The 13,475-nt window shown below is 64.2% G+C and carries 13 protein-coding genes and 1 pseudogene; 6 read left to right on the top strand and 8 right to left on the bottom strand.

What is annotated here, in order from left to right:
- Positions 1-235 precede the first annotated feature (235 nt).
- Positions 236-787 carry a cob(I)yrinic acid a,c-diamide adenosyltransferase gene (locus tag AWB67_RS21930; RefSeq protein ID WP_087658329.1) on the bottom strand — a complete coding sequence of 184 codons (552 nt, stop codon included), beginning with the start codon at positions 785-787 and terminating at the stop codon, positions 236-238.
- 201 nt (positions 788-988) lie between these two features.
- Between AWB67_RS21930 and AWB67_RS21925 the strand changes: the two genes are divergently transcribed.
- The 6 genes from AWB67_RS21925 (at position 989) to proC (ending at position 8,012) form a co-directional block, all read left to right on the top strand.
- Positions 989-2,404 carry an FAD-binding oxidoreductase gene (locus AWB67_RS21925; protein WP_087658328.1) on the top strand — a complete coding sequence of 472 codons (1,416 nt, stop codon included), beginning with the start codon at positions 989-991 and terminating at the stop codon, positions 2,402-2,404.
- Positions 2,405-2,489: 85 nt separating this feature from the next.
- A complete protein-coding gene (locus tag AWB67_RS21920) occupies positions 2,490-3,983 on the top strand; it encodes an FAD-linked oxidase C-terminal domain-containing protein (RefSeq protein WP_087658327.1) in 1,494 nt (497 codons plus the stop codon).
- A gap of 94 nt (positions 3,984-4,077) precedes the next feature.
- Positions 4,078-5,166, top strand: coding sequence for a glycolate oxidase subunit GlcE (glcE, locus tag AWB67_RS21915; RefSeq protein ID WP_087658326.1), 1,089 nt, complete (start codon positions 4,078-4,080; stop codon positions 5,164-5,166).
- Positions 5,167-5,184: 18 nt separating this feature from the next.
- Positions 5,185-6,411 (top strand): glycolate oxidase subunit GlcF, encoded by a 1,227-nt coding sequence (glcF, locus tag AWB67_RS21910; protein ID WP_087658325.1) that lies wholly within the window; start codon positions 5,185-5,187, stop codon positions 6,409-6,411.
- 59 nt (positions 6,412-6,470) lie between these two features.
- On the top strand, positions 6,471-7,169 hold the full coding sequence (locus AWB67_RS21905; RefSeq protein ID WP_087658324.1) for a YggS family pyridoxal phosphate-dependent enzyme: 699 nt from the start codon (positions 6,471-6,473) through the stop codon (positions 7,167-7,169).
- A gap of 30 nt (positions 7,170-7,199) precedes the next feature.
- The gene (gene proC / locus AWB67_RS21900) at positions 7,200-8,012 is read left to right on the top strand and encodes a pyrroline-5-carboxylate reductase (RefSeq protein WP_087658323.1); all 813 of its coding nucleotides are present in this window, start codon (positions 7,200-7,202) and stop codon (positions 8,010-8,012) included.
- 88 nt (positions 8,013-8,100) lie between these two features.
- Here proC and ubiA read toward each other — a convergent pair whose 3' ends face one another.
- The 7 genes and pseudogenes from ubiA to AWB67_RS21870 form a co-directional block, all read right to left on the bottom strand.
- On the bottom strand, positions 8,101-8,961 hold the full coding sequence (gene ubiA / locus AWB67_RS21895; RefSeq protein WP_125477636.1) for a 4-hydroxybenzoate octaprenyltransferase: 861 nt from the start codon (positions 8,959-8,961) through the stop codon (positions 8,101-8,103).
- Between the two features lie 78 nt (positions 8,962-9,039).
- Positions 9,040-9,440, bottom strand: a pseudogene (locus AWB67_RS21890) (type II toxin-antitoxin system VapC family toxin).
- Positions 9,437-9,682 (bottom strand): AbrB/MazE/SpoVT family DNA-binding domain-containing protein, encoded by a 246-nt coding sequence (locus AWB67_RS21885; RefSeq protein ID WP_087658321.1) that lies wholly within the window; start codon positions 9,680-9,682, stop codon positions 9,437-9,439. The pseudogene AWB67_RS21890 and the gene AWB67_RS21885 overlap by 4 nt, the downstream one beginning before the upstream one ends.
- A 135-nt stretch (positions 9,683-9,817) precedes the next feature.
- Entirely contained in the window at positions 9,818-10,306 is a 489-nt protein-coding gene (locus AWB67_RS21880; protein WP_087658320.1) for a Dps family protein, read from the bottom strand.
- A gap of 171 nt (positions 10,307-10,477) precedes the next feature.
- Positions 10,478-10,636 (bottom strand): hypothetical protein, encoded by a 159-nt coding sequence (locus tag AWB67_RS40845; protein WP_159964895.1) that lies wholly within the window; start codon positions 10,634-10,636, stop codon positions 10,478-10,480.
- 16 nt (positions 10,637-10,652) lie between these two features.
- Positions 10,653-12,116 carry a catalase gene (locus AWB67_RS21875; protein ID WP_087658319.1) on the bottom strand — a complete coding sequence of 488 codons (1,464 nt, stop codon included), beginning with the start codon at positions 12,114-12,116 and terminating at the stop codon, positions 10,653-10,655.
- Between the two features lie 304 nt (positions 12,117-12,420).
- Complete coding sequence (locus AWB67_RS21870; protein ID WP_087658318.1) at positions 12,421-13,380, bottom strand: hydrogen peroxide-inducible genes activator; 960 nt, start codon at positions 13,378-13,380, stop codon at positions 12,421-12,423.
- Positions 13,381-13,475: the final 95 nt, after the last annotated feature.

The raw sequence follows: 13,475 nt of genomic DNA, 5'->3' as shown, positions 1-13,475 counted from the left end.
ATGTCCTCTCAGCGCGCGCGGGGAGCCATCATGAATGAACAACGCTACGGGTCGGGCCGGTCACAGGACGTGTGTCCGTCCAAAGAAACTCACGCTCAGGCGGACGAATGGGCATGGCCGAGTGAAATAACCGGTGAAGTCTACGAAGACTTCGCTGAGGCAGCGCCAGAAAGGGCGCGCCTGAACAGGACCGCCCGCAACTGGATTCTCCCAACGCCCGAGGAAGCCTGAGCCCCTACTTCCTCCGCTCGTGATCCCACAGAACATCGCTGCCACCGTCCACGCGATTTAGCACCCGAGCAAACACGAACAGCAAATCCGACAGCCGATTCACATACTGCCTCGGCGCCGCGTTGACCTTATCCACCCGCCCGAGCGCCACGATCGACCGCTCTGCCCGCCGGCATACCGTCCGCGCCACATGCGCCAGCGACGCTCCCCGCGATCCCGCCGGCAAAATGAACTCCTTCAGCGGCGGCAACGTTGCGTTGTAATCGGCAAGCCACGCATCGAGCCGCGCCAGATGCTGCGTTTCGATCATCGAATGCCCCGGAAAGCACAACTCGCCGCCGAGATCGAACAGATCGTGCTGGATATCCACGAGCGCCGCCCGCACGTTCCCCGGCAGCGGCTCGCACAGCAGCACGCCAATCTGCGAATTGAGTTCGTCGACGTCGCCGATCGCCGCGATCCGCGCGTCGTCCTTCTGCACGCGACTGCCGTCGCCGAGGCCGGTCGTGCCGTCGTCGCCGGTGCGCGTCGCTATCTTGCTCAGGCGATTGCCCATCGTTTCTCTCCGTTTTGCGCGTCATCGAGCCGTTCATTATGAAGCCTGCCGATGCCCGGCGGACGAGGGTCTATCGGCGTAAAATAACTTCAAAATACCGATTAACCGCGCCGGTTTCGTCACGTGCCGCGCGCGATTCGAATCAAATCAACCAATAATCGGGCGACTGAACAAAGCGCCCCGAGGTCCGGAGACAACACCGTGAATCATCCCGTCCCGCCGCTGGCCGTTCGCCGCCCCTTCCCCGCCGCGCTTTTCGATGCGCTCAAAGCGCAATTCGGGGATCGCGCGACGAGCGCGCGCGCCGTGCTCGAGCACCACGGCCGCGACGAATCCCCGTTCGATCCGCAATTGCCCGACGCCGTCGTCTTCGCGCGCAGCACGGAGGACGTGCAGGCGATCGTGAAACTCTGCGGCCAATACGACGTGCCGATCATTCCCTACGGCAACGGTTCGTCGCTCGAAGGGCATCTGCTCGCGGTGCAGGGCGGCGTGTCGATCGATTTGTCGGAGATGAACCGCGTGCTCGCGATCAACGCCGAGGACCTGACCGTCACCGTCGAGCCTGGCATTTCGCGCAAGCAGCTGAACGAGGCGCTGCGCGACACCGGCCTCTTCTTCCCGATCGATCCGGGCGCGGACGCGAGCATCGGCGGGATGTCGGCGACGCGCGCCTCGGGCACCAACGCCGTGCGCTACGGCACGATGCGCGAGAACGTGCTGGCGCTGACCGTCGTACTCGCCGACGGCCGCGTCATCAAGACCGGCACGCGCGCGCGCAAGTCGTCGGCCGGATATGACCTGACGCGCCTTTTCGTCGGCTCCGAAGGCACGCTCGGCGTCATCACGGAAATCACGGTCCGGCTCTATCCGCAGCCGGAAGCCGTGTCAGCGGCGGTGTGCGCGTTCCCGTCGATGGGCGATGCGGTGCGCGCTGTCATCGAAACGATTCAGATGGGCGTGCCGGTGGCGCGCGTCGAGTTCCTCGATTCGCTCGCCGTGCGCGCGATCAACCGTCACTCGAACCTCACCTTCCGCGAATCGCCGATGCTGTTCTTCGAGTTCCACGGCTCCGAATCGGGTGTCGCGGAACAGGCGGGCATCGTGCAGGAGATCGTCGCGCAGAATTCGGGCGCCGATTTCGAATGGGCGACGCGCCCGGAAGATCGCAGCCGTCTCTGGAACGCGCGCCATTCGGCCTATTTCGCGATGCTGCAACTGAAGCCCGGCTGCCGCGCGGTGACGACAGACGTTTGCGTGCCGATTTCGCGGCTCGCGGAATGCGTCGTCGAGACGGAGCAGGATTTGAAGGCATCGACGCTGCCGTGCCCGATCGTCGGCCATGTCGGTGACGGCAATTTTCACGTCGCGATGCTGCTCGATCCCGCGAAGCCCGAAGAGCTGGAAGAAGCGGAGCGCATCAATCACCGGATCGTGCAGCGCGCGCTGCGCATGGGTGGCACGTGCACGGGCGAGCATGGCGTGGGGCTGCACAAGATGGGCTTCCTGATCGAGGAGCACGGCGAGGATGCGGTCGGCGTGATGCGCGCAATCAAGCATTCGCTCGATCCGAACAACCTGATGAACCCCGGCAAGATCTTTTCCTTCGCGGCGTGATGCGCGCGGACCAGCGGCTGAGAGCGCCGGATCGACGCCCGAGCGACAAACCGCACATTTCAAGAACCAGGCGCCAGGAGGAGATATGAACGCACCCACGGAATTCACGCCGGAAGTGCTGGAACAGCGCCAGCGCGAAGTCGTGCAGGCGCTGATGGCCGTGTTGCCGACGCATTGCCTGCTCTTTCGCGACGAAGACACCGCCGCCTACGAATGCGACGGCCTCGCCGCCTATCGCCGTCTGCCGCTCGCGGTCGCGTTGCCGGAAACCGAGGCGCAAGTGCAGCGCGTCGTGCAGATTTGCCTCCGGCTCGACGTGCCGATCGTCCCGCGCGGCGCGGGCACCGGTCTATCGGGCGGCGCGATGCCGATCCGCCACGGCATCGTGCTGTCGCTCGCGCGCTTCCGGAAGATCGTCGAAGTCGATCCGTACGCGCGCACCGCCACCGTCCAGCCAGGCGTGCGCAATCTGTCGATCTCCGAAGCCGCCGCGCCCTACGGTCTCTATTACGCGCCCGATCCGTCGTCGCAGATAGCGTGCACGATCGGCGGCAACGTCTCCGAGAATTCGGGCGGCGTGCACTGCCTGAAGTACGGCCTGACCGTCCATAACGTGCTGCGCGTGCGCGCGGTGACGATGGAAGGCGATATCGTCGAATTCGGCTCGCTCGCGCCCGACGCGCCCGGGCTCGACCTGCTCGCCGTTTTGATCGGCAGCGAAGGCATGTTCGCGATCGTCACCGAGATCACCGTCAAGCTGATTCCGAAGCCGCAGACGGCGCAAGTCATCATGGCGAGCTTCGACGACGTCGTGAAAGGCGGCAACGCGGTCGCGGCGATCATCGCGGCGGGCATCATCCCGGCCGGTCTCGAAATGATGGACAAACCCGCGACGCGCGCCGTCGAGGAATTCGTGAACGCCGGCTACGACCTCGAAGCCGCCGCGATCCTGCTCTGCGAATCGGATGGCACCTACGACGAGGTCGCCGAGGAAATCGTCCGCATGACGGCCGTGCTGCGCGAGAACGGCGCGAGCCGCATCCAGATTTCGCGCTCGGAAGCCGAGCGTCTCAAATTCTGGTCGGGTCGCAAGAACGCGTTTCCGGCGGCCGGGCGCATGTCGCCGGATTACTACTGCATGGACGGCACCGTGCCGCGCCGCCAGATCGGGCCGCTGCTCGCGCGCATCGAGCAGATGGAGAAGAAGTACGCGCTGCGCTGTATCAACGTGTTCCACGCCGGCGACGGCAATATGCATCCGCTGATTCTCTTCAACGGCAACGATCTCGACGAATGGCACCGCGCGGAGGCGTTCGGCTCCGACATCCTGGAGACGTGTGTCGAGCTGGGCGGCACGGTGACGGGCGAGCACGGCGTCGGCATCGAGAAGATCAATTCGATGTGCGTGCAGTTTTCGCCGGAAGAGCGCGACGCGTTTCACGCGGTGAAACGCGCATTCGACCCGCCCGGCCTGCTGAACCCCGATAAAGGCATCCCGACGCGCGCGCGCTGCGCCGAGTACGGCAAGATGCACATTCGCGGCGGACTGCTGCCGCATCCCGAGATCCCGCGCTTCTGAAGCGAGCACACCGCAGGCTATCCACGTTTAACCCGAGACGTGCGGCCTGAACCGGCCGGTACAATCGATCGACGAGCCACGAGAAGCGGACACCATGGAACACGACGACATCGTCGCCGGCTGGTCGGAACGGATTCGCCGCGCCACTGAAACCAGCACGCCGGTCCGCATCCGGGGCGGCGGCACGAAGGACTGGTACGGGCAGACGCTGCGCGGCGAGATCCTCGATACGCGCGCACATAGCGGGATCATCGAATACGACCCGGCCGAGCTCGTGATCACCGTAAAGGCGGGCACGCCGCTTCGGGCCGTCGAGGCGGCGCTGCGCGAATGCGACCAGATGCTGCCGTTCGAGCCGCCGCATTTCGGGCGCGATGCGACCATCGGCGGCTGCATCGCGGCGGGCATCGCGGGGCCGCGCCGTGCGTGGACCGGCGCGCCACGCGACTTCGTGCTCGGCGCGGTCGTGATGAACGGCCACGGCCAGGTGCTTCACTTCGGCGGGCAAGTGGTGAAGAACGTCGCGGGCTACGACGTCTCGCGGCTTTTGGCCGGCTCGCTCGGCACGCTCGGGCTGATCCTCGAACTGTCGATCAAGGTGCTGCCGAAATCCGTCGCCGAGGCGACGCTCAAGTTCGACATGCACGCGACCGACGGCGTGCGCAAGCTCAACGAATGGGGCGGCCATCCGCTGCCGATCACCGGCAGCGCGTGGCGCGACGGCACGCTCGCGCTGCGGCTCGCGGGCGCGGAAGCGGCCGTGAAGGCGGCGCGCACGACGCTCGGCGGCGAAGTCGTCGATGCAGTGGAGGCCGATCGCTTCTGGGTCGGCCTGCGCGAACAGACCGATCCGTTCTTCGCGGTGATCGAGCCGAAGGCGGCGCTCTGGCGTCTCGCGCTGCCGTCGATTGCCGAGCCGCTGCATCTGCCCGGCGCGCAGTTGATGGAATGGGGCGGTGCGCAGCGCTGGTGGATCACCGATACCGATCCGCAGACCGTGCGCATCAGCGCGAAACAGGCTGGCGGCCACGCGACAATCTTCCGCGCGGGCGCTTCGTACGATCGCAATGCGGGCGTCTTCACGCCGCTGCCCGCGCCGCTGATGAAAATTCATCGCGGACTGAAAGCCGCTTTCGATCCCGCGCGCATCTTCAATCGCGGCCGTCTCTACCCCGACTTCTGAGCGCGGAAAAACCACGCGATGCAAACCAATCTCGCCGATTTCATCCGCGGTACGCCCGAAGGCGACGAAGCCGATGCCATCCTGCGAAAGTGCGTGCACTGCGGTTTCTGCACGGCGACCTGCCCGACCTATCAGCTCCTCGGCGACGAACTCGACGGCCCGCGCGGGCGCATCTATTTGATGAAGCAGATGCTCGAAGGCGCGCCCGTCACGCGCAGCACGCAACTGCATCTGGACCGCTGTCTTACGTGCCGCAGTTGTGAAACAACGTGTCCGTCGGGCGTGCAGTACGGAAGGCTCGTCGAGATCGGGCGCAAGGTGGTCGAGGAGAAAGTCGAGCGGCCGCTGCGGCAGCGTCTCCAGCGCAAACTGCTCGCGAACTTCCTGCCGAACAGCACGCTTTTCACGCCCGCGATGAAGATCGGCCAGCAGTTCCGGCCGCTGCTCTCGAAGAAACTGCGCGCGAAGATTCCGCTCGCCGAAAGGCCGCTCGCCGCGCCTACGCGCAAGCACGAACGCAAGATGCTGATGCTCTCGGGTTGCGTGCAGCCCGCGATGATGCCGAACGTCAACACGGCGACGGCGCGCGTCTTCGATGCGCTCGGCATCGAGATCGTGACGGCCCCCGATGCAGGCTGCTGCGGCGCGATCCGCCTGCATCTCGGCTACAACGACGACGCCCTCGAAGACGTGCGCAACAACATCGACGCGTGGTGGCCGTACGTCGACGACGGCGTCGAGGCGATCGTGATGAACGCGTCCGGCTGCGGCGCGACGGTGAAGGAATACGCGCACCTCTTGCGCGACGATCCGGCTTACGCGGAGCGGGCGCGGCGCATCGTCGATCTCACGCGCGACCTCGCCGAAATCCTGCCGCAATACGAGGAAGAACTCGTGACGCTCGCGCGCCGCCGCGGTGTGCATACGGTGGCGTTTCATCCGCCGTGCACGCTGCAGCATGGACAGCAGATTCGCGGACAAGTCGAGCAGTTGCTGACCGCGCTCGGGATCGAAGTGCGCCTGCCCGCCGACAGCCATCTCTGCTGCGGCTCCGCCGGCACGTATTCGGTGCTTCAGCCGAAGCTCTCTTACAAGCTGCGCGACCAGAAGCTCGACAAGCTCGAAAAGCTGGAGGCACAGTTGATCGTGTCGGCGAATGTCGGATGCATCGCGCACTTGCAGAGCGGCACGTCCACGCCCGTTACGCACTGGATTCAACTGCTCGAACACTTGCTTTACGGGTAGCGCGTGCGTCGCGGGGGCGTCCGTATAATCGACGGTTTGCATACCGCGCCGCATTCGCCATGTCCGATATCGCCATTCATCTCGACGCAGTAAGGCAACGCATCGCGCAGGCGGCCGCCGCCGCTTCACGCGGTCCCTCGTCGGTCAAGCTGCTCGCCGTCTCGAAGACCTTCCCCGCCAGCGATGTCCGCGCCGCCTTCGACGCTGGCCAGCGCGCGTTCGGCGAAAACTACGTGCAGGAAGCGGTCGCCAAGATCACGGAACTCGGCGCGCTGCGCGACGAGATCGAGTGGCATTTCATCGGGCCGCTGCAATCGAACAAGACGAAAGTCGTCGCCGAACACTTCGACTGGGTGCATTCCGTCGACCGGCTGAAGATCGCCGAGCGGCTGTCCGATCAGCGTCCCGAGGGCGCGGCGGCGCTCAACGTGTGTCTGCAGGTGAACGTGAGCGGCGAGGCATCGAAAAGCGGCGTCGAGCCGGACGAAGCCGCCGGGCTCGCGCACAAGATCGCCGCCCTGCCCGGCTTGCGGCTGCGCGGACTGATGGCGATCCCCGAAGCCGCCGCCACGCGCGACGAGCAGCGCGTGCCGCACGCCCGCCTGCGCGCGCTGCTGGACACGCTGCGCGCCGATGGCCTCGACCTCGATACGCTGTCGATCGGCATGTCGGCGGATCTGGAGGCGGCCGTGCTCGAAGGCGCGACGATGGTGCGCATCGGCACGGCAATCTTCGGCGCGCGCGATTATTCGAAGTGACACTTCTCTTCTGACCTCTGCAAACTCACCATGAAAATTGCATTCATCGGCGGCGGCAACATGGCCGCAGCGCTCATCGGCGGCCTGATCAAGCGCGGCGTGGCGCCGGCGGACCTGTACGCAATCGATATCAACGACGAAGCCCGCGCGCGCACCGCAGAGCAGTTCGGCATCGCGACGGGCGCGGCGATCGACGCAACGCTCGGCGGCTTCGATGCGATCCTGCTCGCGGTCAAGCCTCAGGTGCTGAAGGACGTCGCGAAGGCGCTGGCGCCGCATCTGTCGGCGCAGCTCGTCATCAGCATCGCCGCGGGCATCCGCGCGAGCGACCTGTCGCGCTGGCTCGGCGGCTATGCGCGCATCGTACGGACGATGCCGAACACGCCCGCGCTGATCGGCATGGGCGTGACGGGGCTCGCGGCGCTGCCGGGCGTCGACGATGCGGCGAAGGCGCTGGCGTCGAAGGTGCTGGAGGCGGTCGGCGCGGCCGTCTGGTTCGACGACGAAGCGAAGATCGACGCCGTCACCGCGATTTCGGGCAGCGGCCCGGCGTACGTGTTCTATTTCATCGAGGCGATGCAGGAAGCCGCGCGCCAGCTCGGCATGGACGAGGAGCAAGCCCGCGCGCTCGCCGTCGCAACATTTACGGGGGCGGCGCAGCTCGCGGCGCAGTCGGGCGAGCCGGCGCGCGTGCTGCGCGAACGGGTGACGTCGAAGGGCGGGACGACGGCGGCAGCGCTGGCATCGTTCGATGCGTCCGGTGTGAAAGATGCAATCGTGCGCGGTGCGCTTGCGGCGGATGCGCGGGCGAAGGAGATGGGCGATGAGTTGGGGGCGGGGTGAGTTATTGATGATTCGACGCGCATGAAAAAGCCGTTCCGGTCGTGAGACTGGAACGGCTTTTTAGCAAGCGAAGGTGGCTGCGAGAGGCTTAAGTCGCCATCGCATAATGCAGCGCGATCCCCGCGAACAGCGCGCCGCCGAGCCAGTTGTTGTGCTTGAACGCCGCGAAGCACGGCATGCGCTCGCGGTTACGAATCAGCGCGTAATGATAAACCGCGCACCCCGCCGCCGCCGCCCAGCCGAGCCAGTACAACCAGCCGAAGCCCAAAGCAATCCCGATCCCCACGTAGATCGCGAGCGTCACCGCGTAGCAGAGCATCACGGCGAACACGTCGTAGCGGCCGAAAGTCAGCGCCGACGTGCGAATGCCGATCTTGATGTCGTCGTCGCGATCGACCATCGCGTACTCGGTGTCGTAGGCGACCGACCAGAACACGTTCGCAGCCAGCATGATCCACGCGAGTATCGGCACGTGGTCCTGCACGGCGGCGAACGCCATCGGGATGCCGAAACCGAACGCGATCCCGAGATATGCCTGCGGAATCGCGAAAAAGCGCTTCGTGAACGGATACGTCCCCGCGACGAAGAGCGCGAACACCGAAAGTTCCTTCGTTAGCGTATTGAGCGGCAGGATCAGCAGGAACGCGATGAGCGAGAGCGCCGCCGCCAGCGCGACCGCCTCCCACGCCTGGATCTTGCCCGAGGTCAGCGGGCGGTTTTCGGTGCGCTTCACGTGACGGTCGAAATCGCGGTCGGCGTAATCGTTGATCGCGCAGCCGGCGGAGCGCATCAGGATCGTGCCGATCACGAAGATGGCGAGCAGCATCGGCGACGGACGGCCGTTCGATGCGATCCACAGCGCGTTGAGCGTCGGCCAGAGCAGCAGCAGGTTGCCGATGGGCTTGTCGAGGCGCACGAGGCGCAGGTAGAGCGGGAGACGAGCGAGCATGGACGGGGATCGGTGGGGACGATGGGGTATTTTAGTGCAGCGGCGCATCAAGCCCGTCGCACGACCGTCCGGCTTTCTTCAGGCGTATTTGATCAGCGGCAGGCCGGCGAGCTTCGCTGCCTTCGTGTCCAACGTCGCGGTGTACTTGCATATCGCGTCGTGACACGTGCGCTCGATCAGGCAATCAGCGAAGCCGCCTTGGTCGATGCGAACACCTTGAGCGCCTTCCACACGACCTCCGAGTTTTCGACGCTGAAGTCTTTTGCACGGAGGAGCGCTTCGATGATCGTCGCGACGTCTTCGCGCGCGGCGGAATACGCGCGCGTCATGACCCAGACTAGTTCCACCAATGCGACCTGGGTCACATACCCCGGCGTTTCGACTGAAAGTGATTCGATGAGCGCCGTCGCCCTCGCCGATTGCACCTTATCGTCCTGCGCGAAATATCGGACCAGGACGTTCGTATCGAGGCCGATCATCGTGCAGACGCACCGCTCCCGGCGATTGCCGCGTTCATGTCGTCAATAGACACTGGCTTCGCAGGTTTTTTGAGGATTCCCTTCAACGACTGTACCGAACAGGTTGCGGGGATCACCTCGTAATGACTGGTTACATCGTTCATGACGAACTCGATTCGGTCGCCTGCGCTCAATCCGAGGTCGCTCCGAATGCTTACCCGAATGGTCACCTGTCCCTTGGACGTAATAGTGGCTGAGGGCATGATTCCTCCTGCTTCTCCCATTCCTTGCTTTAGCGAAAGGCGCAACCTGGCAACTCAGTCGGGCTTCACCCCGAGCGCAAAAAAACCCCCGCACTCCTTCGAGCACGGGGGCTTCCCAATCATCGCAACAACCGCTTAAGCCAGCATCGCCCGCAGCATCCATGCGGTCTTCTCATGCGTCTGCATGCGCTGCGTGAGCAGATCGGCGGTCGGTTCGTCGTTCGCGGCTTCGGTCGCCGGGAAGATTTCGCGCGCCGTGCGCACCACTGCTTCCTGGCCTTCCACCAACTGGCGAATCATCTCTTCCGCAGCCGGCACGCCATCGGCTTCAGGAATCGACGACAGCTTCGAGAACTCGCGATAGCTGCCCGGCGCATGCACGCCGAGCGCACGAATGCGTTCCGCGATCGAATCGACGGCCAGCGCCAGTTCGTTGTATTGCGTCTCGAACATCAGGTGCAGGGTGTTGAACAGCGGCCCCGTGACGTTCCAGTGAAAATTGTGCGTCTTCAGATACAGCGTGTAGGTGTCCGCGAGCAGTCGCGAAAGACCGTCGGCGATCTTCTTGCGGTCCTTGTCGCTGATACCGATGTTGACAGCCGGTGCAGTGCCTTTCTTCGCCATGATGCCCCCTTGAGAGAGTGATACGAACGGAGCGAACGCGCCGCGCTTTCGGGCTACATGCCCCGACGCGGCCGTTCGAGCGTTCGACAGTTTATCGTATAAACGTTGCGCGCTTCGTTGCCTGGCAAGGCCGCGCGGCCATTCGCGGTGCGCCTTTCGGACGCACCCGCGTCAAGCAAAAACGCCCACGCCGCCCGCACGCAACGCCTCGGCGACGATCGCCCCATAACCCGCCGCGACCATCCCGAACGCGATCGCGATGCGCACGCCGCGCGACGCCGTGCGGCTCTTCGTTTCGATGCTGTTCATGGCCCGTCCGATCGTCGTCATCGTGTTTCTCCTTGGCTTACGCCATTGCCGTTTCGACCTGCTGGCCCAATGCAGCCAAGGCCTTCACGACCCCTTCCGCATAAGCCGGATCGGCGCGACGGAAATGCTCGATCTGACGCGCGACGATGTCGTCCGGCACGCCATAAATGTGCCGCGCGATGTTGCCGAAGAACCGCTGGCGCTGCGCATCGTCGAACAGGCGGAAGAGCGCGCCCGGCTGGCTGTAGTAATCACCGTCTTCACGATGGTCGTAGCGCGCGACCGCACCCGCCGCGAGCGGCGGCTCGTTGACGCTCGCATCCTGCGCGTAGTCGCCGAAACGGTTCGGCTCGTAGTTCGCGCGGCCACCGTGGTTACCGTCGGTGCGCATCGCGCCGTCGCGATGGAACGCGTGGCTCACCGGCACGCGCGGCGCGTTCACCGGAATCTGATGGTGATTGATGCCAAGACGATAGCGCTGCGTGTCGCCGTAGGAAAACAGCCGCCCCTGCAACAGCCGGTCCGGCGAGAAGCCGATCCCCGGCACCACGTTGGCCGGCGAAAACGCCGACTGCTCGACATCCGCGAAATAGTTCGCCGCGTTGCGATTCAGTTCGATCGTGCCGACATCGATCAGCGGGTAATCCTTGTGCGGCCACACTTTCGTGATGTCGAACGGATTGAGGTGATAAGTCGCGGCATCGGCTTCGGACATCACCTGGATGCGGAAATCCCACTTCGGAAAATTCCCACGATCGATGTTGCCGACCAGATCGCGTTGCGCGCTCTCGCGATCCCGCGCGACGACGGCGACGGCTTCCTCGTCGGTGTAGTTCTCGAGCGGCTGCTGCGACTTGAAATGGAACTTTACGTAGAAGCGCTCGTTGTCCGCGTTGATGAACGAGAACGTGTGCGATCCGAAGCCGTGCATCTGCCGATAATTCTTCGGAATGCCGCGATCGCTCATCAGAATCGTCACCTGATGCAACGACTCCGGATGACGCGACCAGAAATCCCATGCCGCGACGTTGCTGCGCAGGTTCGTGTACGGATCGCGCTTTTGCGTGTGGATGAAGTCGGGGAACTTGAGCGGATCGCGGATGAAGAAGATCGGCGTGTTGTTGCCGACCACGTCCCAGTTGCCTTCCTCGGTGTAAAACTTGATCGAGAAGCCGCGCACGTCGCGCTCGGCGTCGGCGGCGCCGCGCTCGCCCGCGACCGTCGAGAAGCGCATGAAGAGCGGCGTTTCCTTGCCGACCTGCGCGAAGACCTTCGCTTTCGTATAGCGCGAGATGTCGTGCGTGACCTTCAGCGTGCCGAACGCGCCCGAGCCCTTCGCGTGAACGCGGCGCTCGGGAATCACTTCGCGATCGAAGTGCGCGAGCTTTTCGATCAGCCAGAAGTCCTGCAGCGTGACGGGGCCGCGCGAGCCGGCGGTTTGTGAGTTCTGATTGTCGCCGACGGGTGCGCCGGCGGCCGTGGTGAGAGTACGTGTGGTCATCGTGGGCTCCAGGTTTTTATCGAAGGAATCGGAACGGAGAGGCGCTTCAGCAAACGCCGGCGAAATCCGCCAGCACGCTGGCGAAGACGCAGCGCGTCTCGCACAGAGATCGAGCAGCGATACGGGCGATGTGCGTCATAAGGTCTCTCCGGTTTTGTCCCGGAACCAAGCTTAACAAAACCTATTCGCAATTCTAATTCGATAATTCTTATCTATTCGATAGCGGGAGAATCGGCGTAGATGGACCGAAAAGAAAAAGGAAGGGACGAAGAACCGCGCCCGGAGCCGGACGCGGCGTACTGCTTTAGTTAACAGCGACGGGCATGTCGAGCTTGTTTACGCCCGGCAGATCGCACGCGGCGATGGCGTCGGAGATGGCGTCGATCGCGGGCATCCGCGTGAAGCTCTTGCGCCACGCCAGCACGACACGGCGATCGGGCACCGGTTCGTCGAATGGCACGTAGCTGAGCAGGCCCGCATCGATGCCGCCAGCGTGCGGCTTCACTTCATGCACCGACATGCGCGGCAGCACCGTAATCCCGACGCCGCTCGCGACCATATGCCGGATCGTTTCCAGCGACGATCCCTCGAACGTCTTCTGGATGCCGTCCGCGTTCTGCGAAAAGCGCATCAACTCGGGACACACGCCGAGCACGTGATCGCGGAAACAATGCCCGCTGCCGAGCAACAGCATCGTTTCCAGCTTGAGATCCTCGGGATCGATCTTGCTGCGGTTTTCCCACGCATGCCCCGACGGCATCGCGACGACGAACGGCTCGTCGTACAGCGCGCGCACCATCAGTCCCGTTTCGGGAAATGGCAGCGCCATGATCGCGACGTCGATTTCGCCCTGCTTCAGCAGTTCGATCAGTTTGAGCGTGTAATTTTCCTGCAGCATCAACGGCATCTGCGGGACGGCCTTGATCATCTGCTTGACGAGCGTCGGCAGCAGATAGGGCCCGATCGTGTAGATCACACCGAGGCGCAGCGGCCCGATCAGTGGGTCCTTGCCCTGCTTGGCGATTTCCTTGATGGCGAGCGTCTGTTCGAGCACGCGCTGCGCCTGCGTGACGATCTGCTCGCCGATCGGCGTGACGCTGACTTCGCTCGTGCCGCGCTCGAAAATCTGGACATTGAGCTCATCTTCGAGCTTCTTGATTGCAACCGACAGCGTCGGCTGGCTCACGAAACAGGCCTCGGCAGCGCGGCCAAAGTGCCGTTCGCGCGCCACCGCGACGATGTACTTCAGTTCAGTAAGCGTCATTGGGGCCAATGAAAGACGTGAATTCGATAGGTTCGACTTATACACCCGCGACGGAGATTCGCCAACTGAATGCCCGCGCGCGCCGCGTCGCTGAA

It is taken from the genome of Caballeronia terrestris, from assembly GCF_001544515.1.
GTDB lineage: Bacteria > Pseudomonadota > Gammaproteobacteria > Burkholderiales > Burkholderiaceae > Caballeronia > Caballeronia terrestris.
The sequence above is the reverse complement of the archived record's forward strand: the minus strand, read 5'-3'. Positions and strand labels throughout refer to the sequence as shown.